General features: G+C 62.0%; 19 protein-coding genes. 11 read left to right on the forward strand and 8 right to left on the reverse strand.

Translation table 11 applies throughout. The features are described from left to right. Nucleotides 1–233: 233 nt before the first annotated feature. The 10 genes from ACUXV1_RS06305 to ACUXV1_RS06350 all read left to right on the forward strand — a co-directional run bounded on the left by ACUXV1_RS06305 (nucleotide 234) and on the right by ACUXV1_RS06350 (nucleotide 10,885). A complete protein-coding gene (locus ACUXV1_RS06305) occupies nucleotides 234–1,241 on the forward strand; it encodes a hypothetical protein (protein WP_446015099.1) in 1,008 nt (335 codons plus the stop codon). A 6-nt stretch (nucleotides 1,242–1,247) separates the two neighbouring features. Continuing rightward, nucleotides 1,248–2,963 carry a single-stranded-DNA-specific exonuclease RecJ gene (gene recJ / locus ACUXV1_RS06310; protein ID WP_446015100.1) on the forward strand — a complete coding sequence of 572 codons (1,716 nt, stop codon included), beginning with the start codon at nucleotides 1,248–1,250 and terminating at the stop codon, nucleotides 2,961–2,963. Between the two features lie 28 nt (nucleotides 2,964–2,991). Then, a complete protein-coding gene (locus ACUXV1_RS06315; RefSeq protein ID WP_146176101.1) occupies nucleotides 2,992–3,249 on the forward strand; it encodes a hypothetical protein in 258 nt (85 codons plus the stop codon). 110 nt (nucleotides 3,250–3,359) lie between these two features. Further along, nucleotides 3,360–4,730 (forward strand): DNA recombination protein RmuC, encoded by a 1,371-nt coding sequence (rmuC, locus tag ACUXV1_RS06320; protein ID WP_446015101.1) that lies wholly within the window; start codon nucleotides 3,360–3,362, stop codon nucleotides 4,728–4,730. A 134-nt stretch (nucleotides 4,731–4,864) separates the two neighbouring features. Continuing rightward, nucleotides 4,865–7,576, forward strand: coding sequence for a DNA gyrase subunit A (gene gyrA / locus ACUXV1_RS06325; RefSeq protein WP_446015103.1), 2,712 nt, complete (start codon nucleotides 4,865–4,867; stop codon nucleotides 7,574–7,576). Then, nucleotides 7,573–8,040 carry a PaaI family thioesterase gene (locus tag ACUXV1_RS06330; protein ID WP_043641856.1) on the forward strand — a complete coding sequence of 156 codons (468 nt, stop codon included), beginning with the start codon at nucleotides 7,573–7,575 and terminating at the stop codon, nucleotides 8,038–8,040. Before gyrA ends, ACUXV1_RS06330 begins: the two co-directional genes overlap by 4 nt. Then, complete coding sequence (locus tag ACUXV1_RS06335; protein WP_446015105.1) at nucleotides 8,037–8,477, forward strand: PaaI family thioesterase; 441 nt, start codon at nucleotides 8,037–8,039, stop codon at nucleotides 8,475–8,477. Before ACUXV1_RS06330 ends, ACUXV1_RS06335 begins: the two co-directional genes overlap by 4 nt. Nucleotides 8,478–8,581: 104 nt before the next feature. Further along, entirely contained in the window at nucleotides 8,582–9,670 is a 1,089-nt protein-coding gene (serC, locus tag ACUXV1_RS06340) for a 3-phosphoserine/phosphohydroxythreonine transaminase (protein WP_043642033.1), read from the forward strand. Between the two features lie 129 nt (nucleotides 9,671–9,799). Beyond that, nucleotides 9,800–10,456 (forward strand): ankyrin repeat domain-containing protein, encoded by a 657-nt coding sequence (locus ACUXV1_RS06345; RefSeq protein ID WP_446015107.1) that lies wholly within the window; start codon nucleotides 9,800–9,802, stop codon nucleotides 10,454–10,456. Nucleotides 10,457–10,540: 84 nt separating this feature from the next. Beyond that, nucleotides 10,541–10,885, forward strand: coding sequence for an MliC family protein (locus ACUXV1_RS06350; protein ID WP_081554736.1), 345 nt, complete (start codon nucleotides 10,541–10,543; stop codon nucleotides 10,883–10,885). Here the strand turns inward: ACUXV1_RS06350 and ACUXV1_RS06355 are convergent. The 8 genes from ACUXV1_RS06355 to ACUXV1_RS06390 all read right to left on the reverse strand — a co-directional run bounded on the left by ACUXV1_RS06355 (nucleotide 10,882) and on the right by ACUXV1_RS06390 (nucleotide 19,553). Next, complete coding sequence (locus tag ACUXV1_RS06355) at nucleotides 10,882–12,486, reverse strand: EAL domain-containing protein (RefSeq protein ID WP_194426424.1); 1,605 nt, start codon at nucleotides 12,484–12,486, stop codon at nucleotides 10,882–10,884. The genes ACUXV1_RS06350 and ACUXV1_RS06355 overlap by 4 nt on opposite strands. Before the next feature lie 33 nt (nucleotides 12,487–12,519). Beyond that, a complete protein-coding gene (locus ACUXV1_RS06360; protein ID WP_043641866.1) occupies nucleotides 12,520–13,044 on the reverse strand; it encodes a DUF2165 family protein in 525 nt (174 codons plus the stop codon). Nucleotides 13,045–13,193: 149 nt separating this feature from the next. Then, nucleotides 13,194–15,950, reverse strand: a complete 2,757-nt coding sequence (gene mgtA / locus ACUXV1_RS06365; RefSeq protein WP_446015109.1) for a magnesium-translocating P-type ATPase — start codon at nucleotides 15,948–15,950, stop codon at nucleotides 13,194–13,196. Between the two features lie 257 nt (nucleotides 15,951–16,207). Then, nucleotides 16,208–16,567 carry a hypothetical protein gene (locus ACUXV1_RS06370; RefSeq protein WP_043641870.1) on the reverse strand — a complete coding sequence of 120 codons (360 nt, stop codon included), beginning with the start codon at nucleotides 16,565–16,567 and terminating at the stop codon, nucleotides 16,208–16,210. Nucleotides 16,568–16,827: 260 nt separating this feature from the next. Continuing rightward, nucleotides 16,828–17,193 (reverse strand): hypothetical protein, encoded by a 366-nt coding sequence (locus ACUXV1_RS06375; protein WP_081554739.1) that lies wholly within the window; start codon nucleotides 17,191–17,193, stop codon nucleotides 16,828–16,830. 295 nt (nucleotides 17,194–17,488) lie between these two features. Then, entirely contained in the window at nucleotides 17,489–17,860 is a 372-nt protein-coding gene (locus ACUXV1_RS06380; RefSeq protein WP_446015111.1) for a hypothetical protein, read from the reverse strand. A gap of 530 nt (nucleotides 17,861–18,390) precedes the next feature. After that, a complete protein-coding gene (locus ACUXV1_RS06385; protein ID WP_446015113.1) occupies nucleotides 18,391–19,065 on the reverse strand; it encodes a glutathione S-transferase family protein in 675 nt (224 codons plus the stop codon). A gap of 14 nt (nucleotides 19,066–19,079) precedes the next feature. Further along, nucleotides 19,080–19,553 (reverse strand): Lrp/AsnC family transcriptional regulator, encoded by a 474-nt coding sequence (locus ACUXV1_RS06390; RefSeq protein WP_176219467.1) that lies wholly within the window; start codon nucleotides 19,551–19,553, stop codon nucleotides 19,080–19,082. A 139-nt stretch (nucleotides 19,554–19,692) separates the two neighbouring features. Here ACUXV1_RS06390 and ACUXV1_RS06395 point away from each other — a divergent pair, with 139 nt between their 5' ends. After that, on the forward strand, nucleotides 19,693–20,733 hold the full coding sequence (locus tag ACUXV1_RS06395) for a histone deacetylase family protein (protein WP_446015114.1): 1,041 nt from the start codon (nucleotides 19,693–19,695) through the stop codon (nucleotides 20,731–20,733). The last annotated feature ends 264 nt before the right edge of the window (nucleotides 20,734–20,997 follow it).

Below are 20,997 nucleotides of genomic sequence, written 5' to 3' on the forward strand. Positions count from 1 at the left end.
ATAATTAAGGCTGGCCTTGGGCCAACCTTTGTAAATTCCGTATTTGCCAATCACAGGCCTTGCGGCCGCGTCTCAACATTTGGGGAGCTTGCGCGGCATAAGTTCCTGTGCAAACTGTAAATTATAGCCGCGATTCCGGATGCTATCCGCCTGATTTTGTCGGGCGCCCATGTCAGGGCGTTTTTGCAAGGCTTTGATATTACTTCGATCTCGTCATCCAAGTGTAGCGATAAATGAAATTGACATTGTTGTTGCCCGGTCTGCTTTGGCTGGACGGCCACGACGGCGCCGATGTGTGCAAGGGGCTGGAACTTCCCGCCCTGCAGCGCTTGTTGGGCCAGGGAGAACGCGCCGCCGGACCGGCGACGCTGAGCGAACTCTTGACCGCGCCGTGGCGCTGCTCCGTGGACGGCCTGGCGAGGCTTCGGGCGCGCCAGGCCGGTTTGCCGGCGGAACAGGGAGATTGGCTGCTGGCCGATCCGGTGCATGTGCGCGTGGACCGTGACCGCGCCTTGCTGGCTGATGTCGGCGTGATGAGCTTGAGTCAGGCCGAAGCCGAGACCTTGGCCGACGCGGCGAATCGCCATTTCGCCGATGACGGCTGGCGCATCCATCCGCTGGAGCCGGGCCGTTGGCTGTTGCAGCTGGACGCGCCCGCGGCGGCCAGCTTCAGCCCGCTGCCGGATGTGGTGGGCGAGGATATTAACGCGCATTTGCCTCAGGGCGAGCGCGGCCTGGACTGGAGCCGCTTGCTGAACGAGTTGCAGATGCTGCTGTACGCCCATCCGCTGAACGATGAGCGCGAGGCGCGCGGGGAACTCGGCGTCAACAGTTTATGGCTGTGGGGCGGCGGCGTAGAGCCGGGCTGGCGCGCGCCGGCGGAACAGGTGTTCGCCGACGAGGACTGGTTGGGCTGGATCGCGGCCGAGGCCGGCGCGCCGTGCCTGCCGGCGCCTTACGACTTCGCCGGCTTCGTCGAGCAGGCCGGCGTCCGCGACTGCCTGGTGGCGCTGGACGCCTTGCAGGCGGCGGCGCAGTACCGTGACGCCTGGGGCTGGCGCGAAGCGTTGCAACGACTGGAGCGCGACTGGTTCGCTCCCTTGTTGCGGGCGTTGCGTCAGGGCCGGATCGATAGCCTGGTCTTGCGCGCGCACGGTCACGGCGGGCTGGAACTGAAGGTGCGCCGCAACGACCTGTGGAAATTCTGGAAGCGGCCGCTGCCGTTGTCCGCCTTGTATTGAGAGAACATGTCCCAAATCGTTTCCCGAAGCATTCCCGCCGATACTCATGAACAATTGCTGCGTCAGGGCTTGAGCCCGTTGATGGCGAGGCTGTACGCCGCACGCGGGATTTGCGACTGCGCCGAGCTGGATTACGGCCTCAAGGCGCTGCTGCCCTATCAAAACCTGAAAAACATCCAGCCGATGGCGGAGCGCCTGGCCGACGCCATCGCCGGCCGTCAACGCCTGTTGGTGGTGGCGGATTACGACGCCGACGGCGCCACCGCCTGCGCGGTGGCGGTCAAGGGCTTGTCCATGCTGGGCGCGCGCGTTGACTTCATCGTGCCAAATCGCTTCGAGTACGGTTACGGCCTGACGCCGGAGATCGTCGAGCTGGCTGCGCGTCAAAACCCGGACATCATTGTCACCGTGGATAACGGCATCGCCAGCGTGGACGGCGTGCTCGCCGCCAAGGCGCTCGGCATTGAAGTGCTGGTCACCGATCACCACCTGCCTGGCGACGTGCTGCCGGAGGCCTTGATCGTCAACCCCAATCAGCCCGGCTGCGAATTTCCGTCCAAGAACCTGGCCGGCGTGGGGGTGATGTTCTACGTGCTGCTGGCGCTGCGCGCCGAAATGCGCCGGCGCGGAGTGTTTGACGAGCGTAGCCAGCCCAATCTGGGAGAGCTGCTGGACTACGTGGCGCTAGGCACGGTGGCCGACGTGGTGCGGCTGGATCAGAACAATCGCACCTTGGTGGAAAACGGCCTCAAGCGCATGCGCGCCGGCCGCATGGCGCCAGGCATCGCCGCTTTGTTCCGCGTCGCCGGCCGCGCGCATTACAAGGCCAACACTTTTGACCTGGGGTTCACACTGGGCCCGCGTTTGAACGCTGCCGGCCGGCTGGACGATATGAGCCTGGGCATCGCCTGCCTGCTGGCCGCCAATGAGGAGCAGGCGATGCGGCTGGCGCAACAGCTGGACCAGCTCAACCGCGAACGGCGCAGCATAGAGCACGGCATGCAGGACGAGGCGCTGGCGGCGTTGTCCGGCATCGATGCCGACAACCGCTACACGCTGACTCTGTTCCGCGACGACTGGCATCAGGGCGTGGTCGGCATCGTCGCCTCCCGACTCAAGGAGCGCTTCCATCGGCCGGCCATCGTGTTCGCGCCCGGCGACAACGGCGAGATCAAGGGCTCCGGCCGCTCGATTCCCGGCTTCCATCTGCGCGACGCGCTGGACTTGGTGTTCAAGCGGCATCCCGGCCTGATTCTCAAGTTCGGCGGCCACGCGATGGCGGCCGGCCTTAGCCTGCAACAGGCGCGCTTTGACGAGTTTCAGCACGCCTTCGAGGCAGTGGCGCGCGAGTTGTTGGAAGAGCGCCATCTGACCCGCACCATAGAAACCGACGGCAGCCTGGCGCCGCGCGAATTGAACCTGGCCTTCGCCGAGCAATTGGCGGCCGAGGTATGGGGCCAGGGCTTCCCCGTGCCTTACTTCCATGACCGTTTCGCGGTGATGAGCCAGCGCGTGGTTGGCGACAAGCACTTGAAGCTGCGCTTGGCGCGCGACGGAGAGGAGTTCGACGCCATGTTGTTCAATCAGGTGGAATGGCTGCCGGACAATGTCGACGCGGTGTATCAGTTGATCGCTAATGAATGGCAGGGCCGCAAGGAGTTGCAAGTGTATTTGCAGCATTGGTCGGCGGTGGGTTTGGAGAGGGAGGGGCTGGGTGTTTAGCGGTCTAGCCCTTTGGGAATTGGTGTGGATGCTTGCCTTCCTGGCTTGGCCGTTGGTGCTGGCTATTCTGCTTTTGCTGATGGCCTGGGGTTTGCTGAGTAGGGGGCGGTTCGGCGCGGCGCTTAAATGGGGGGGCGGCGTTCTTGTCACAGCTTTCGGCGTTTGTGTGTGGTTCACCTCGGCCGAAGGCAATTGGCGCCAGCCCTTGCAACTATTCGGCGTGTTTCTCGTTCTGGCATTGTTGTTCTGGGGCGCCGCCTTGATTCATTTATGGAGAGCGCGGTAATGAGCATGCCGTTGGTAGCGATATTGGCTGCGCTAGTCGCTGGTTTGGGGGGCTGGGCTGCCGCCAGGATTGTGGACGCACGCAGGCGCGAATCGGAATTACAGGATTGGATGCAGCGTCTGGCTACGCTGACGGCGCAGCTGGAAAGCAGCAAGGAGTTGTTGCAGGAGGCGCGGCATAAGGAAGGGAAGTTGGCGGAGGCCCAACAGCAGGCGGCCGCCTATTGGTCGGCGATGCAGGAGCATGTCAAGCAACTAGAGGATATGCGTCAGCAGCGTAGCAGGCAGGCGGAACGGCTGGAGCAACTGAACACGGAGTTGACCCGGCTCACCGCCCGCGAGCAGGAGCTGATGACGCTGCTGGAGCAGGAGCGCGGCCAGAACGCCGAGAAGTTGGCCTTGTTGACCGAGGCGCGCGAAAGCATGGCTGGGCAGTTCAAGGCGCTGGCCGGGGACATCCTGGAAGAGAAGGCCAAGCGTTTCACCGAGCAGAATCAGCAGAACCTCGGTCATCTGCTCGGGCCCTTGCAGCAGCGGCTGCAGGATTTCGGCAAGCTGGTGCAGGACAGTTATGAAAAAGACAGTCAGGGGCGCTTGTCGCTGGAGGCGGAGCTCAAGCGCTTGCAAGAACTCAATAGCCGGCTGGGCGACGACGCCATCGCGCTGACCAAGGCCTTGACCGGCGCCAGCAGCAAGGCGCAGGGCTCTTGGGGCGAGATGGTGCTGGAACGGGTGCTGGAAACCTCCGGCCTGCAGAAGGATCGCGAGTACCGGGTGCAAGTGTCCGATGTGGTGGCCGGCGAAGACGGCAACCGCCGCTATCAGCCGGACGTGGTGATAGACCTGCCGGAAGGCAAGCAGCTGGTGGTGGATTCCAAGGTATCGCTGAACGCCTATGTGCGCTACACCGCCGCAGAGGACGAGGCGGAACGGGCGACGGAAATGAAGGCCCATGTCGCGGCCATCCGCAACCACATCCGCACGCTGTCGGAAAAGCGTTACCAGGACTTGTATCGTTTGAACACCCTGGACTTCGTGTTCATGTTCATTCCGGTGGAGCCGGCCTATCTGTTGGCGGTGCAGCAGGATATGAGCTTGTTCAACGAGGCTTTCGAGCGCCGCATCATGATTGTCGGCCCCAGTACCTTGCTGGCGACGCTGCGCACAGTGGCCAGCATCTGGCGCTACGAATACCAGAATCAAAACGCGCAGGAGATCGCCCGCCAGGGCGGGGCGATGTACGACAAATTCGTCGGCTTCGCCGCCAATCTGGAAAAACTGGGCAAGCAGTTGGACGTGGCTCGCGACAGTTTTGGCGACGCGATGAAGCAGCTGTCCGGAGGCCGCGGCAATCTGGTGGCCAGCGCCGAGCGTCTGCGCAAGCTGGGGGTGCGCAATAACAAGCAACTACAGCAGCATCTTAAACTGGGCGCGATGGAAGACGAGGGCGAGGAAGGAGCGGGAGAGCCCGGCCCGGACTGACGGAAGTCGGTTGGAGATGACCGTTTCGTGATAGAATACGAGCTGTCATTACCTATGCTGGCCGCCCTGTGGCGGGCGCGTGAATGCACCCGCAATCGCAGGGCGGCCTGTTCATCCTTACGAATCAAGAAACTATGACCGATAACCTGTTCGCCAAGGAAACCATCCCCATCAGCCTCGAAGAGGAGATGCGCCGCTCTTATCTGGATTACGCGATGAGCGTGATCGTGGGCCGCGCCTTGCCTGATGTGCGCGATGGCCTGAAGCCGGTGCACCGTCGGGTGCTGTACGCCATGCACGAGCTGTCCAACGACTGGAACCGCGCGTACAAGAAATCGGCGCGTATCGTTGGCGATGTGATCGGTAAATACCACCCGCATGGCGACACCGCGGTGTACGACACCATTGTGCGCATGGCGCAGGACTTTTCGCTGCGCTACCCCTTGGTGGATGGTCAGGGCAACTTCGGTTCGGTGGACGGCGACAACGCCGCCGCGATGCGTTACACCGAGATCCGCATGGCGCGCATCGCCCATGAGCTTCTGGCAGACATCGAGAAGGAAACCGTGGACTTCGGTCCCAACTACGACGGCTCCGAGCACGAGCCGCTGATCCTTCCGGCCAAAATCCCCAATCTGCTGATCAACGGCGCCTCGGGCATCGCCGTGGGCATGGCCACCAATATTCCGCCGCACAACCTCAACGAGGTGGTGGACGCCTGCCTGGCCTTGCTGGCCAACAGCGAACTGACCATTGACGAGCTGATCGACATCATTCCGGCGCCGGACTTCCCCACCGCCGGCATCATCTACGGCACCGCCGGCGTCAAGGAAGGCTATCGCACCGGCCGCGGCCGCGTGATCATGCGCGCGCGCGTTCATTTCGAAGACATCGGCAAGGGCGATCGCCAGGCCATCATCGTCGACGAGATCCCGTATCAGGTGAACAAAGCGCGTCTGCTGGAGCGCATCGGCGAGCTGGTGCGCGACAAGCAGATCGAAGGTATTTCCGACCTGCGCGACGAATCCGACAAGTCCGGCATGCGCGTGGTGATCGAGCTCAAGCGCGGCGAAATGCCGGAAGTGGTGCTCAATCACCTGTACAAGATGACCCAGCTGCAGGACAGCTTCGGCATCAATATGGTGGCGCTGGTGGACGGCCAGCCGCGCTTGCTGAACCTGAAGCAGATCCTGGTGGAGTTCCTGCGTCACCGTCGCGAAGTGGTGACCCGACGCACCATCTTCGAACTGCGCAAGGCGCGCGAACGCGGCCACATCCTGGAAGGCTTGGCCGTGGCGCTGTCCAACGTCGATGAAATCATCGCGTTGATCAAAGCCTCGGAAACTCCGCCGCAAGCCAAGATCGCGCTGATGGACCGCGAATGGCGCTCGCCTCTGGTGGAGGAAATGCTGTCCCGCGTCGATCAGGACAAGGCGCGTCCAGACGGGCTGGCGGAAGAGTTCGGCCTCAAGGCCAACGGCTACCGTTTGTCCGACGCCCAGGCCCAGGCCATCCTGGAAATGCGCTTGCAGCGCCTCACCGGCCTGGAGCAGGACAAGATCGTCGCCGAATACCGCGACATCATGGCGGTGATTCTGGACTTGCTGGACATCCTGGCCAAGCCGGAACGCATCAACCAGATCATCAGCGATGAGTTGTCCGCTGTTAAAGCCCAGTTCGGCGACGCGCGCCGTTCCGAGATCGAACCTTTCGGCGGCGATATCAATATCGAGGACCTGATCACCCCGCAGGACATGGTGGTGACCATTTCCCACACCGGCTACATCAAGGCCCAGCCCATCGACGACTACAGCGCCCAGCGCCGCGGCGGCCGAGGCAAGCAGGCGGCGGCCACCAAGGACGACGATTTCATCGACACTCTGTTCGTGGCCAATACCCACGACTTCGTGCTGTGCTTCTCCAGCCGCGGCCGCTGCTACTGGCGCAAGGTCTACGACCTGCCGCAGGGCGGCCGTCAAAGCCGCGGCAAGCCCATGGTCAACGTGTTGCCGCTGGAAGAGGGCGAGAAGATCAACGCGCTGCTGCCGGTCAAGGAGTTCCGCGACGACCAGTACGTATTCATGGCCACCGCCGACGGCACGGTGAAGAAGACGCCGTTGCGTGCCTTCTCCAAGCCGCGCGCGGCGGGCATCATCGCCATCAATCTGGACGAGGGCAATTACCTGGTGGGCGTGGCGCTGACCTGCGGCAAGAGCGTGGCAGGCCAGGGCGATGAAGATGACGAGGCCATCGTCGAGGAGGACATGGCAGGCGAAGGCGAAGTGATCGAGGATGGTCTGCCGCTTGAGGGCGACCAGGTCATGTTGTTCTCCGACGCCGGCAAGTCGGTCCGCTTCAGCGAAAGCCAGGTACGGCCGATGGGACGCACTTCCAGAGGCGTTCGCGGCATGAAGCTGGGCGAAGGCCAAAAGCTGATTTCCCTGCTGGTGACCAATTCCGAAGACCAGATGGTGCTGACCGCCAGCAACGGCGGCTACGGCAAACGCACCCGCATTGGCGATTTCCGTCTGACCAGCCGCGGCACCCAGGGCGTGATCGCCATGGATCTGACCGACAAAACCGGCCTCAAGCTGGTGGCCGCCAGCCTGGTGGAAGAAACCGACGATGTGATGCTGATCACCACCGGCGGCGTGCTGATCCGCACCAAGGTGTCCGAAGTGCGCGAAACCGGCCGTTCCGCTCAGGGTGTGCGCCTGATCAATCTGGACGAAGGCGAGCAGCTGATCGGCCTGGAAAAAGTGGCCGAGGGCGATAGCGACGACGAGACGGAGGCGCTGGAAGGCGAGGACGGCGTCGAGGCCGCGTACGAGGGCGGCGAGGCATGATTCCAACGCCGGCCAATCCCGAAGTGCTGGAGGCGATGAGCCAGCTTTTCGTCTCCTTTCCGCACTGTCGCACTCTGGGTTTCCAGTACATCGGAACCGAGGGACGCCGGCCCACTTTGAAGGTGGACTGGCGCGAGGATCTGGTCGGCAACCCGGTCACCGGCACTTTGCACGGCGGGGTGATCACCTCGCTGGTGGATACCTGCAGCGCGGTGGCGGTGATGGCGCATCTGCCTGAGCTGGAAACCATCGCCACGCTGGATCTGCGCATCGACTACCTGAGGGCGGCCACGCCGGGAAAGCCTATCTTCTGCAGGGCGGAATGCTATCGCCTGGCCAGCCAGATCGCCTTTACCCGCGCCGTGTGTTATCACGAATCGCCCAGCGATCCGATCGCCCACGGCGTGGCCACCTTCATGCGGGAATCCAGCCGGACGCCGATGCTGCCGGAGGCCGCCGCATGAGCCGCTTCATGGAACGTTTCAACACCTTGCGCGATCAAAAAGCCTATGCGCTCATCGTGGACGAGCTGCCCTACATCAAGCTGATGGGGGTGGAATTGGGCGAGGACGACGCCGGCGAGTTGCTGTTCCAGTTGCCGTTCTCCGAGCGCAATGTCGGCAATACCGCTCTGCCGGCATTGCACGGCGGGCTGATCGGCGGTTTTCTGGAAAGCGCGGCAATGCTGCATCTAATGTGGATACGGGAGTCGCAGGAAACGCCTAAGATCGTCGACTTCTCGCTGGACTATCTGCGCCCGGGCCGGCCGCAAACCTTGTACGCCAAGTGCGAGATCACCAAGCAGGGCAAGCGGGTGGCCAATGTGCTGATCGAAGCCTGGCAAGAAGACCGGCGAAAGCCGGTTGCCGTGGCGAGAGCCCACTTCCTGCTCAGTCAGTAAACTATAACAAAGGCCCGGCGCTTAGCGATCGGGCCTTCGCATACCAAGGCCCGGAGTTCGCCGGTGCGGGCGCCAAGGGCTGTCAACGCAAATAGAGGATGAACATGGCCAAAGTGTACAACTTCTCCGCCGGCCCCGCCGTGCTGCCTCATCAGGTGCTGGCCGAAGCGCAAAGCGAAATGCTGGATTGGCACGGCTCCGGCATGTGCGTGATGGAAATGAGCCATCGCGGCAAGGAATTCATGGAAATCATCCATGACGCCGAGCACGACCTGCGTGGGTTGATGGGCATTCCCGCCAACTACAAAGTGCTGTTCCTGCAGGGGGGCGCATCGCAGCAGTTCGCTCAGGTGCCGCTTAACTTGCTGGGCGAGCGCGACAGCGTGGATATCGTCAATACCGGCCACTGGTCCAAGCTGGCGATCAAAGAAGCGCGTCGCTACGCCAAGGTCAATGTGGCGGCCAGCAGCGAGGACCGCAACTTCGCCTACGTGCCGGACGAAGCCGGCTGGCAGCGCGACCCCAAGGCGGCTTATCTGCACTACACCTCCAACGAGACCATAGGCGGCTTGCAATTCCCCTTCGTGCCGCAAAGCCTGCCGGACGTGCCGCTGGTTTGCGACATGTCCTCGGACTTCCTGTCCAGGGAAGTGGACGTCAGCCAGTTTGGTCTGATCTACGCCGGCGCGCAAAAGAATATCGGCCCGTCCGGCCTGGTGGTGCTGATTGTGCGCGAGGATCTGCTGGGCAAGGCCCGCGCCGATCTGCCCACCATGCTCAATTACCAGGTCCACGCCGACGCCGACTCGATGTACAACACTCCGCCCACCTTTCCGATCTACATCTCCGGCCTGGTGTTCAAATGGTTGAAGGAGCAAGGCGGCGTCAAATCCATCGCCACCCGCAACGAGGAGAAGGCCGGCTTGCTCAATCATGTGATCGAGTCCAGCGAGGGCTTCTATCACACCCATATCGACGCGCCGTTCCGTTCGCGGATGAACGTGGTGTTCCGGCTCAAGGATGAGGGGCTGGAAGAAACCTTCCTGCTGGAAGCGCGCAAAAACGGCTTGATCCAGCTGAAGGGACATCGCGCGGTGGGCGGCATTCGCGCCTCCATCTACAACGCGATGCCGATAGAGGGCGTCAAATCGCTGGCCAACTTCATGCAGGACTTCGCCCGCATGCACGGCTGAGTTTTCGCTGCAGTTCTGTCATAGCCCGCCGGTTGGCGGGCTTTGTTTTTGTCCGGCTGGCTTGGCGCGGCATGCCATGCTACGGTGGCGCTTCCATTTGAATCGTTTGCAAGGAGCGAGGAGAGGGCAATGCATTGGCAAGCTAAAATCCTGTTATCGACGGTTTTGGCCGTCTCCATCCCCGCAGGAGCCGGCAGTGGCCAAGCCTTGCTGGCGGCGGCCGGTCGCGGAGACGCGCCTGAAGTGCGGCGCTTGTTGCGCGCGGGCGCGCCGGTGGATGTCCGCGATGCCAGTCAGCGCACGCCATTGCTGCTGGCGACTTGGGGCAATCACCCGGAGGCGGCGCGCTTATTGATTGAGGGCGGCGCGGATGTGAACGCCAAGGATAAACAGCAGGACAGCCCCTATTTGTTGGCCGGCGCTCAGGGCAGGAATGACATCCTGAGCATGACGCTGCGGCACGGCGCGGACTTGGCCAGCACCAACCGTTATCAGGGCACGGCGTTGATCCCCGCCTGCGAGCGAGGGCACGCGGAAGCGGCGCGGCAATTGATTGCCGCCGGGGTCAAGCTTGATCACGTGAACCGGCTGGGTTGGACCTGCTTGCTGGAAGTGGCGATTTTGGGAACGGACAGCGCGCAGCATCACGACATCGTCCGGCAACTGATCGCGGCCAAGGCGGATCTGAATCTGGCGGATCGCGACGGCGTAACCGCCTTGCAGCATGCTCGCCGCCGAGGGCTGACCGGCGTTGCCGCCTTGCTGGCGGAGGCGGGCGCCCGCTGAACTGCGCAGAACAAAACCGAGCGAGCCCGGTCTATCCCCATTTGCCAAGAGCAAGCCGCAGTTCGTCATTCTAGGAGTTAAAACATGAAATCCATCTTGTTCGCCGTGCTGACCTTGAGCAGCGCCGCCGCGCTGGCCAAACCGCTGACCTTGCCGGATATCCCGGCTGGTCAGCGGCAGGTCGTCCGCTACGTTTGCGCCGACGGCGCCAAGTTGACGGTCAAGTATTACAACGTCAAAAACGGGCAGAGTTTCGCGGTATTGCCGATCAAGGGCAAGACCATGTTGTTGAGCAATGTGGTGTCCGGTTCCGGCGCCAAATACGCGGCCGAGCAATACAGCTGGTGGACCAAGGGGCCGGAAGGTTCGTTGCGCGACGAAATCACCGACAAGGCCTTGCTGGACGACTGCAAGGAGAGCCGCCGCTAAAGCGCCGGACCGGTGTCGGACGCCGCCGCGCGCGCGGCGTCCAGTTCCGGACGCAGCAGGAACTCGCGTAGCGGCATTGGCCGCGCAAACAGATAGCCTTGCAGCCAGCCCACGTCCAGACGGGTCAGGTAGGCGCGCTGGGCTTCGGTCTCCACCCCTTCCGCCACGATTTCCAGTTCCAATTTGTGCGCCAGCTCGGTCACGCTGTCGACGATGTGGCTGGACGGCGCGTCCGCGCCGATGCTGGCGGTGAAGCTCTTGTCTATCTTGATGCAGTCCAGCGGCAGCTGTTGTAGATAGATCAGGCTGGAGTGGCCTGTGCCAAAATCGTCTATCGCTATCTTCACACCTAGTTCCCGCAGCCGAGCCAGCCGTTCGCAGGCTTCGGGGGTGGGCTCCAGTATCTCTCTCTCCGTCAGTTCCAGTACCAGATTCAGTTCCCCAGGCGGGAAGTGGGCGAGAAACTGTCGGCAGTCCGCCAGTAAGGCGTCGTCCCGCAGGTGCGCGGCGGTGATGTTGATGCCCAGATGGAACTGAGGCGGCAGTCGGCTCCGTCCCAGGGTACGCGCCAACTGGCGCATCATTTGACGCGTCATCGGCACGATCATGCCGCAATCCTCGGCGCGTGGAATGAACAGGTCCGGCCGGATCAGTCCATCCCGCGGGTGACGCCAGCGCATCAGCGCTTCCGCCCCTTGCCAGCCTAGCCCGTCGGAACGCACCACTGGTTGTAAAAAGGGCTCGAATTCCCCGTTGTCCAGCGCGCGTTGCAGTTCGACGGTGGGCGACGCCGGCCGGCTTAGTTGCCAGCGCAGGGCCGCGGCCAGCGCCAGCCCCAGCGCAGCCATGCTGAGAAAGACCAGTTCATAGCTGCTGGCCATCTGGTGGTACAGGTCGCGGCGATTGAAGCCGCTAATCAGGGTATAGGGATGACGGGAGGAGGCGCGTTCTATCGTAAGCAGGTCGAAGGGCGGGCTGGGGTTGGGGTGTACCGCGTGATCCGGCCCTATCCAGAGCGGCCCCACGCGCATGTAAACCGGGCTGTAGTCGCTGGCCATGTCCAGACTGAATTGCAGGTGCACGCCGTCAATGGCGATGTAGATCGCCGTCGGCCCCGATTGCTTGCGGTAAATGATCAGCGGACGGCCCGGGGTCAGCTCGTTGCCGGACTTCAAGCGCAGCTCGGTTTCCGGGCGGGGTTTGTCCGGCGAGGAGATCTGTCTGTGGTAGACCCCGAACAAAGAGGAGCAGTAGAGAATGCCGCCGCGCTCCAGCGTGACGCTGCGGATGAAGGGCACCACGGTGACTTGTTTGCGCAGCGCCTGTTCTATTTGCGGACAAGGCTGGTTGGTGAGCGGGGCCACGCTGTCGGCGGCCTGAGCCGCATAGTCCAGCATCAAGTCCAGCATGCTTTCCGCTTGGCCTGTTTGCAAGGTGGCCTGCTGCCGCAGCCGGTTGCTTTCCTGCCAATAGACAATGGGGGTGATGACGGCCAGCGGCAGCAGCGCGGCGACGCCGATCAACAGCCAGCGGCTGATGCGGGCGGGCAGGGTTAGGCGGCGGGACATCATGGCGCGTATGGGGGAGTCGGCATGGTTCATGATATACGAGGGCCGCCGCCGTTGCCGGGAGGGCTAGCGCTCAGCGGCTTCCGGCTGCGACAGGTAGGCCAGGCTTAGCAGGATGAAGCCGATGAAGGCGTAGGCCTTCATTTGGCCGTTCCATTGGCTGGCCCACATGGCGAAGTATTCGCCGCCTATCACCGCAAAACCGGTGTACCAGACCAGCAGCGCCGGAATGCAGCCCAGCGTGAACAGCGTCTTGCCTCGCAGATAAGCTTCCTCGCGTCCGCAGAGCGCGCCGCGCAGCATGGCGCCGCCGCCCCAGGCGCATATCAAGCCGAAGGCCAGTTCGCCGGCGATGATGGCTAGGTAAGCGGCTTGCTGCCAGCCCGGGTGAGTGACGGCGCGGCCTTTCAGCGCTTGGCCGTTAAACCAGGGTTCCATGCTGTCCATGGCCAGCACGTGGCGGACGAACTGCCAGTTGCTGTCGTAGTCCAGAATGTTGCCGCTGGCGGCCAGCAGGCCGAACAAGGCGATGGAAAGCGCGAGCAGGCTTTTAAAGCATTGCTGGGCGCGGCGCAGGGAGGGGAGGCGCATGGGGTTTCCTTATGGTGGGGATAAGGGATTGTGCCAGTGTGGCAAGACGCTGGGAATGGCGGGAGACGGCGTAAAAAAGCCCCGCGAGAGCGGGGCTGGAGTTACGGGGTCAAGGCGCTTAGAGCCTGTTCGCGATCGTAAGCGCGTTCTTAGAACCAGCGGCCGTAGCGTTTGATATAAATGGTTTTGACGATTTGAGTCAGCGTCATATAACCCATCATGGTGGCCAGCAACCACCAGAAGTAGCTGGTATCCAGTTTGATGAAGCCAATGCTTTCCGCCAGCGACGAGAACGGCAGGTAGCAACCGATGGCGATGGCCACCGAGGTGGACAGCATGACCGGCAGCGAGGCGGTGCTTTGCAGGAAGGGGATCTTGCGCGTGCGCAGCATGTGCACCACCAGGGTTTGCGAGACCAGGCCTTCGATGAACCAGCCGGAGTGCATGATGTTGGCGCCGCCGTCGCTGACGCCGTGGGCCAGGCCGGCGTAGTAGGCCGCGCCGGCGCCGAACACCGTCCACATCAGCGTGTAGGTGGTGATGTCGAATACCGAGGAGGTGGGCCCCAACCACAGCATGAAGCGCTTGATGTTGTTGGCTTCCCACTTGCGCGGTTTTTTCAGGAACTCCGGATCCATCTTGTCCCACGGCAGGACCATCTGCGATACGTCGTAGATCAGGTTCTGGATCAAGAGATGCATCGCCAGCATCGGCTCCCACGGCAGCCAGGCCGAGGCCACCAGCACCGAGAACACGTTGCCGAAGTTGGAACTGGCGGTCATGTTCAGGTACTTGAGAATATTGCCGAAGGTTTCCCGGCCCTTGATCACGCCTTCTTCCAGCACCATCAGGCTCTTTTCCAGCAGGATGATGTCCGCGGTTTCCTTGGCGATGTCCGCGCCGCTGTCCACCGAGATGCCGACGTCGGCGTCGCGCAGCGCCGGCGCGTCGTTGATGCCGTCGCCCAGGAAGCCCACGGTGTGGCCGTTGGCCTGCAGGGCTTTGACCACGCGGGACTTTTGCAGCGGGGTCAGCTTGGCGTAGATGGTGGTGTGTTTGACCGCGCTGCACAGCGCCACATCGTCCATCGCCTCGATGTCTTTGCCGACCAAGGGCACGCCGGGGCTGAGGCCAACGTCGCGGCATACTTTGGCGGTGATGATGGGGTTGTCGCCAGTCAGGACTTTGACCGCCACGCCGTATTCCTTCAGCGCGCGGATGGCCGGAGCCGCGGAGTCCTTCGGCGGGTCGAGGAAGGTCAGGAAGCCGCGTACCACCAATTGGGCTTCGTCATTGGTTTTGTAGTTGCGCTTGGCTTCTTCGGCCGGAATGTCGCGGGTGGCGACCAGCAACACGCGATAGCCCTCGGCGTTATAGTCCTGGCTGCGCTTGAGCAGGGCGGCGCGCTCCTCGGCGGTCAGCGGTTTGATCTGTTCGCCGTCCTGAACATGGCTGGAGACGGCCAGCATTTCTTCCACCGCGCCCTTGGAGATCATCAACTGGCGGCCGCGCTGGTTTTCCACGATCACCGACAGCCGGCGGCGCACGAAATCAAACGGCATTTCGTCCACCTTGCTGTACCCGCTGGGTTTGACGCGGTCACCCAGTTCGTCGGCGTGTTCCACCACGGCAATATCCATCAGGTTCTTCATGCCGCTCTGGTGGAAGCTGTTCAGCCAGGCCAGTTGCAGCACGCCCTCGTCTTTGAGCCCATGGATATTGTAATGGTGCTCCAGGATGATCTTGTCCTGGGTCAGGGTGCCGGTCTTGTCGGTGCACAGCACGTCCATTGCGCCGAAGTTCTGCACCGAGTTCAGGCGTTTGACCACAACCTTGCGCCGCGCCATCGCCACCGCGCCCTTGGCCAGGTTGGCGGACACGATCATGGGCAGCATTTCCGGGGTCAGGCCCACGGCCACCGCCAGCGCGAAGGTGAGGGCGGACATCCAGTCGCCCTTGGTCAAGCCGTTGATCATGAATACCACGGGCACCATCACCAGCATGAAGCGGATCAGCAGCCAGGATACGCTGCTGACGCCGCGGTCGAAGCTGGTTTCCACGCGTTTGTGGCTGACCACGCTGCGGGCCAGCGAGCCGAAATAGGTATCGGTGCCGGTGGCCACTACGAGAGCGGAGGCCTTGCCGCTGACCACATTAGTGCCCATGAAGCAGATATTGGGCAGGTCTAGCAGGTCCGTATCGCCATTGGCTTGACCGTTGGCGGACTTCTCCGCCACCGCGCCCAGGGTGTCGTACTTTTCCACCGGCAGGGCTTCGCCGGTCAGCACTGCCTGGCTGATGAACAAGTCGCGGGACTCCAGCAACTTGATGTCGGCGGGGATCATGTCGCCGGCTTGCAGGTGGACGATGTCGCCGACCACCAGTTCGCTCATCGCGATTTCCTGGCGAATGGGGCTGCTGCCGTTGGCCGGGCGGCGCTGTACGGTGGCCGTATTGCGCACCAGCGATTTGAGCTTTTCCGCCGCCTTGGCGGAGCGGAATTCCTGCCAGAACCGCAGCAGGCCGCTGATGCCCACCATGGTTAGCAAGATGATGATGCCGGTCCACTCTTCGTCGCCTGGGGTGGCGAAATAGACGTCGGTGAAATAGCTGATGGCGGCAAGCACCATCAGGACGACGACAAAGGGGTTCTTGAAGGCTTGCGCCAGTTGAATCAGCGGATGCGGCGCCTTGTCGTGAGCCACTTCGTTGGGGCCGAACTGGGCGTAGCGCTGATGCGCCTCCGCCATGGTCAGGCCGTCTTGGTGGCCGCGTACGCGTTGCAGGGTTTCTTCTACGGAGCTGTCGGCTTCCTGTACCGCGCGGATGACCGGTTTTTCCTGTTTTGCGCTAGGGGTGGCGACATAGCCTTTCAGCTTGTGTCGGCTGCTAGTGTGTTTCATCATTGTTTCGTCTCCTGCGCGCGTGTCCCGCGCAGTACGGCTGGGGCTGTTCAGGCCGGCCGGATATCTGGCGGACGCAGCACGGGGGGTGTTGCGGGTGTTCTAGGTTCGAGGTGGGCGCCCGCCTGCGTTGTTGTCTGTGTGTGCAGGGCGGGCGGTCGCGGGTAACTGTCGTCAGTCATGGTGTTTCCTTGTAAGAAATGGGAGCTTGAAAATCCCGCGCCGCCGCGGAAGAGCGGAGGCCGGCGTGGGACGATGAATCAGGGTTGAGCCAGAGGGCGGACCCCGGCGGACCACTCTGGCCGGACCTGACCGGGCAAAATGTCCAGTCGGACCCGGGCCAGCGGCAGATTGCCTAGCCTTTGCATGATGGCCTCGAGAAAGTGCATGGAGGCGTCGCTGCGGGAGCGGAACTCCGTGGCCAGCATCCAGTTGGCGGGCGCGCCGGAGGCCTGGCACTCGCCCACCAGCAGGGTTTCGTTCCAGCTGGACACTTTCAGCCCGTGCCCTTGCGCGGCGGCACGGATTTCCCGGCGGGCGGCCTTCACCGCTTGCGTGGGGCAGATGACCGACAGCTGATAACGCTGCGGCCGGATGTTGTGGCGGATGATGTCGTTCATGGCGATCTCCTTGCAATCCGGCTTCCGTCGCGTGAGGACGTACCGGTCCCTGCCTTACGGCATGCAAGCAATGACAGGGCTGTGTTTGACGGTGGCGAGGCGCGCGAGCCTATCTCGCCGCCGTCAGGCGGGGGAGATCAGGCGGTGCGGGCGGCCTCGGGTCTGCAAGATCGGGGTTCCGGTTCTTCAGACATGGCTGGCCTTTCGTGGCGAAGAGGGTTAAACGGCGCGCAACAGCGCGGCGGACATTGATCGAATGCTCAGGCGCTGGCCGCCCAGCGACGGGGCGTTGCCCGCGTCTCCGGCTTGCGACGGCCCCAGCGCACTCGATGGATTTCCGGTATTTTGCTCAGGCGCAGCGCCATTTCGTTGAAGGCGCGGCGCAGGGCCACAGGGCAATCCAGCCGTACGCTCAGGCAGGCTTGTCCTGCGGCGGAGGCGGGCGTGATGGTGACGTGGGTCGCCGTCAGGCCCAGGGTGTGCATTTCCCAGAATAATTGTTTGCGCAGCGCGGTAATCACCGGGATGTCGCAAATCACATTCAGATGGCAGCTGGTTTCGTCTTGGCGTTTGCTTGGGGTGCGCGCGAGATAATTAAATAACCAAGCCAGTTTATTGTGGCGCATGTTTCACTCCCTCATTTTCATTTTGAAAATGCGACAGACAACATTATTCCCTTTCTGTGTTTTATAGACGCAGAAATGAAAATATATTCAAGGGTCGATTGCGATGGTCGGCGGCGGCTAATTGGCCGGTCCCGCTGTCGCAATAAGGGAGAGGCTCAGATCAGCAATACGCCAAAGGCCGGCACGGTCGCGGTTCAGGGTCTTCAATCAACATCAGAACCTCCTGCTGGCTGGCAGCGTGTGCGTTTCAAGAATGCGCGCGGATGTGCCCGCGCCCGGAAAGAATTGGGGCTGGTCAGTGCGCCAAGTGGGCACGTTGGGCCAGCAAAAAGGCGCGATTGGGCACGCGCGGGCGCTGTGCGTGGCGCGCCCAGTGAACTCGGTTCACCTGCGGCAGCTGGCAAAAATGCGCGGCGAGCTGATTCAGGCAACGGCTAGCCACATCGGGGCAAGCGAACAGCACGCTCAAACAGGCCAGGTCGTTGTCGCCGGCGGTCAGGGCGATGCGTTCCACTTCCAGGCCGCGGGCGTGCAGCTGTTTGGCTGCTTGCACGCGCAGCATGGTCAGGTCCGCATGGACGCAAAAAATGTTCAACTGATAAACGGCGGCCGGGGCGATGGTTTTGCCTGGGCGCAGCAAGGCTACCAGTTTGGTGATCAAGCGCATGATGATTCCTCCCGTTGGCGATGCAAGGAGGACGCGACGAAGATCCGAAGGCAAGCGCCGTCAAAGGGAATCCGTGCGCAATGAGGCGGCAAACCGCCCGCGCGGCGCGAATCTGGGGATGTCTGAAATTGGGAGGCCGTTTGGCCTGGGTTCCGGCTCGCACTGGACTGCGCAGTAGGCGCGCCGCTGATGTGCGTTGTTGCCGAATTTTTAGACACCACACCCTGTCATTGCAGGATGTGGCAGAGAAAAGGTTCTGCTAAATCCTGCAAGACGGCGTTGCGATACAAGATCGACTACTTCCGTCGTTGTCCACGATGAACCTTTGCAGTATTTGAGATGCCCGGATTATAGGGGGCTTTGAGAGGATAGGCAATCCTTAATCAGACTTTTTTACATTTTTGTGTGCGCCGCAACACTAAATAAGCCGTGAGCATGGAGGGAAATGAAAACGCGGGCTGCATTGTCTTGAGCAAGCCGGCCCATGTTGGAGATATTCTCTGGCTTTGATGTTAATTAATATCACGCCTTCAATCGGCGCCGTAAGCGTAAGGTCCGCCTTTTTCCAGCGCGATTTGATAAGCCGGGCGGGCGTGGATGCGTTGCAGGAAGTCCAGCGCATGAGGATGCTCTTGCGTCAGAAGGCCGCGCGCGCGCGCCGCCTCCAGCGGAAAACTCATCTGGATGTCGGCGGCGCTGAAAACGGGGCCGGCAAACCAGCCGTTGCGAGCCAGGCTGCGGTCGGCATGACTCAACAGCGCATCCAATTGAGGCTTCAAATAGGCGTGGCGGACGCCGTCTGCCAATTTGCGCGCCAATGGCCGCAGCAGCCAAGGCACCGGCGGCTGGTCCAAGCGCGAGAACACCAGGCTCATCACCAGCGGCGGCATCAGCGAGCCTTCGGCGTGATGTAGCCAAAACAGGTAATCGCTGTGTTCCGGCGCGGCTAAGGCGGGTTTGAGCCGTCCTGAGCCGTAGGTGTCCACTAGGTATTCGACGATGGCGCCAGACTCGGCCAAGCTCAGTTCGCCGTCGCTGATCACCGGAGACTTGCCCAGCGGATGTATCGCCTTGAGTTCCGGCGGAGCAAGCAGGGTGTGCGGATCGCGCTGGTAGTGTTGAATTTGGTAGTGAAGATTCAACTCCTCCAGCAGCCAGAGCACGCGTTGCGAGCGGGAGTTGTTCAAGTGATGGACGGTAATCATGGGCGGTTCTCCTTTTAGATAGGGAGCCGGCTGCCGGCTTTGACTTCGCGCAGCGCCAGGCTGGAATGGATGGAGTGCAGGCCCGGCGTGCGGCGCAACACGGTCTCGATGAAGTCGCTGTACGCATCCAGATTGGGCGCGACTACTTGCAGCAGGTAGTCGGCGTCGCCGGTGATTTTGTGGCAGGACAGCACTTCCGGGCGCTCTCGCATCTGATCTTCAAAGCGGTTTGGGGCATCATCGGCGTGTTCCCCGAAGCTGAGCCGGACGAAGGCCAGTACGTCGTAGCCCAGTTTGCGGCGGTCCAGATTGGCCTGATAGTCCTTGATGTAGCCGGCTTCCTCCAGCCGTTTCAGGCGGCGCCAGCACGGAGTTACGCTGAGGGATAGCCGCTCGGCCAGCTTGGGATTGGACATGGCGCCATCCTGTTGCAACAGTCTTAGAAGAGTTAGATCCGTTTCATCTAGTGAATTTTTGAGTCTGTTCATGCTCAATTTCCGCCAATATTGTTGATTTCTTGCCCGAGATTAGCGCCTGAGGCGGCGTAAAAGCAAAACTATTCCAGCGGCCGCGGCGCATACTGGGTCTTTCCTTATTTATTCGAAAAGCAAGCAAGGAGGGCTGACGATGCTGACAATTTACAGTGACGCGCACCATCTGCATCACGGTTGCGAGTTGAAGGATGGGGTGTTGATGCCTTGTTTTGAGCAACCGGGGCGGGCGGATACCATCTTGGCGCGCGTGAGGGCGACGGGGCTGGGCCCGGTGGCCGCGCCGCGTGAATACGACAGCGCGCGCTACGCCCGGGTTCATAGCCCGCGCTATGTTCGTTTTTTGGAGCGGGCCTGGGATGAGTGGACAGCAAGCGGGCGCAGCCATGATGCGCTGCCGTTGATTTGGCCGGTGCGCGATCTGCGCGGCGATATCGAGCCGGAGTTTATCGATGGCAAATTGGGTTTTTACGCGATGGACGCCGGGGTGGCGATCACCGCGGGAACCTGGAAAGCGGCGCGCGCCAGCGCCGACGTGGCCTTGACCGGAATGGATGCTTTACTGGCAGGCGAGAGAAGCGCCTTCGCCTTGTGCAGGCCGCCCGGCCATCACGCGGCGGCGGAGTATATGGGCGGTTATTGCTATCTGAACAATGCGGCGATCGCCGCGCAGTCCTGCCTGGACGGCGGTGCCGGCAAGGTGGCTTTGCTGGATGTGGATTACCATCACGGCAACGGAGGGCAGAGCATTTTCTACCAGCGCGAGGACGTGATGTTCCTGTCCCTGCACGGCGATCCCAAATATTCCTATCCGTATTTTTCCGGCCATCGCGACGAAACCGGGGCGGGTTCCGGCCTGGGCTTCAATCACAATTACCCGCTGCCGCATGGCACCGGTTGGCCGGCCTACAGCGAAGCCTTGAACCATGCTTGCGGTCGGATAGCCGCCTATGCGCCGGATGCGCTGGTGGTCTCGTTGGGCGTGGACACCTTCAAGGATGATCCGATCAGCCAGTTCCGTCTGGAGAGCGAGGACTTCCTGCGTTTGGGGGCGCGCATAGCCGAACTGGGTCTGCCGACCTTGTTTGTGATGGAGGGGGGCTATATGGTGGACGACATCGGCGTCAACGCGGTGAATGTGCTGGCGGGCTTCCAGGCGGGCGGTATTGGTGTTTGACCTGGGTCAGTCCGGCTGCGAATAAAGCGCTAGACGGGCTGTCGGCAAGCCGAGCTTGTGAAAAAAATGTAAAAAGCATAGAGTGGCGGGTGTAAAATTGCTTACACCCGACAACTTCAGAGTTATTTCTCATGAAAAGCGGCCATTCCGACTCCGCGGATCGAAGTCCCAGCGCGTTTTATCAGCATTTTTCGCCTCATATATCCTTGGCTGGCGCCAAGCGCCAGGCCAAATGGAGGCTCAGCGCCCGGCAAGAGGAAGTTT

Source organism: Chromobacterium sp. W521 (assembly GCF_052805975.1).

Excerpts from the sequence above, each read along its gene's own strand:
- ACUXV1_RS06305 (WP_446015099.1), top strand. The coding sequence starts at position 234 with ATGAAATTGACATTGTTGTTGCCCGGTCTGCTTTGGCTGGACGGCCAC.
- recJ (WP_446015100.1), top strand. The coding sequence starts at position 1,248 with ATGTCCCAAATCGTTTCCCGAAGCATTCCCGCCGATACTCATGAACAA.
- ACUXV1_RS06315 (WP_146176101.1), top strand. The coding sequence starts at position 2,992 with ATGCTTGCCTTCCTGGCTTGGCCGTTGGTGCTGGCTATTCTGCTTTTG.
- rmuC (WP_446015101.1), top strand. The coding sequence starts at position 3,360 with ATGCAGCGTCTGGCTACGCTGACGGCGCAGCTGGAAAGCAGCAAGGAG.
- gyrA (WP_446015103.1), top strand. The coding sequence starts at position 4,865 with ATGACCGATAACCTGTTCGCCAAGGAAACCATCCCCATCAGCCTCGAA.
- ACUXV1_RS06330 (WP_043641856.1), top strand. The coding sequence starts at position 7,573 with ATGATTCCAACGCCGGCCAATCCCGAAGTGCTGGAGGCGATGAGCCAG.
- ACUXV1_RS06335 (WP_446015105.1), top strand. The coding sequence starts at position 8,037 with ATGAGCCGCTTCATGGAACGTTTCAACACCTTGCGCGATCAAAAAGCC.
- serC (WP_043642033.1), top strand. The coding sequence starts at position 8,582 with ATGGCCAAAGTGTACAACTTCTCCGCCGGCCCCGCCGTGCTGCCTCAT.
- ACUXV1_RS06345 (WP_446015107.1), top strand. The coding sequence starts at position 9,800 with ATGCATTGGCAAGCTAAAATCCTGTTATCGACGGTTTTGGCCGTCTCC.
- ACUXV1_RS06350 (WP_081554736.1), top strand. The coding sequence starts at position 10,541 with ATGAAATCCATCTTGTTCGCCGTGCTGACCTTGAGCAGCGCCGCCGCG.
- ACUXV1_RS06355 (WP_194426424.1), bottom strand. The coding sequence starts at position 12,486 with ATGAACCATGCCGACTCCCCCATACGCGCCATGATGTCCCGCCGCCTA.
- ACUXV1_RS06360 (WP_043641866.1), bottom strand. The coding sequence starts at position 13,044 with ATGCGCCTCCCCTCCCTGCGCCGCGCCCAGCAATGCTTTAAAAGCCTG.
- mgtA (WP_446015109.1), bottom strand. The coding sequence starts at position 15,950 with ATGATGAAACACACTAGCAGCCGACACAAGCTGAAAGGCTATGTCGCC.
- ACUXV1_RS06370 (WP_043641870.1), bottom strand. The coding sequence starts at position 16,567 with ATGAACGACATCATCCGCCACAACATCCGGCCGCAGCGTTATCAGCTG.
- ACUXV1_RS06375 (WP_081554739.1), bottom strand. The coding sequence starts at position 17,193 with ATGCGCCACAATAAACTGGCTTGGTTATTTAATTATCTCGCGCGCACC.
- ACUXV1_RS06380 (WP_446015111.1), bottom strand. The coding sequence starts at position 17,860 with ATGCGCTTGATCACCAAACTGGTAGCCTTGCTGCGCCCAGGCAAAACC.
- ACUXV1_RS06385 (WP_446015113.1), bottom strand. The coding sequence starts at position 19,065 with ATGATTACCGTCCATCACTTGAACAACTCCCGCTCGCAACGCGTGCTC.
- ACUXV1_RS06390 (WP_176219467.1), bottom strand. The coding sequence starts at position 19,553 with ATGAACAGACTCAAAAATTCACTAGATGAAACGGATCTAACTCTTCTA.
- ACUXV1_RS06395 (WP_446015114.1), top strand. The coding sequence starts at position 19,693 with ATGCTGACAATTTACAGTGACGCGCACCATCTGCATCACGGTTGCGAG.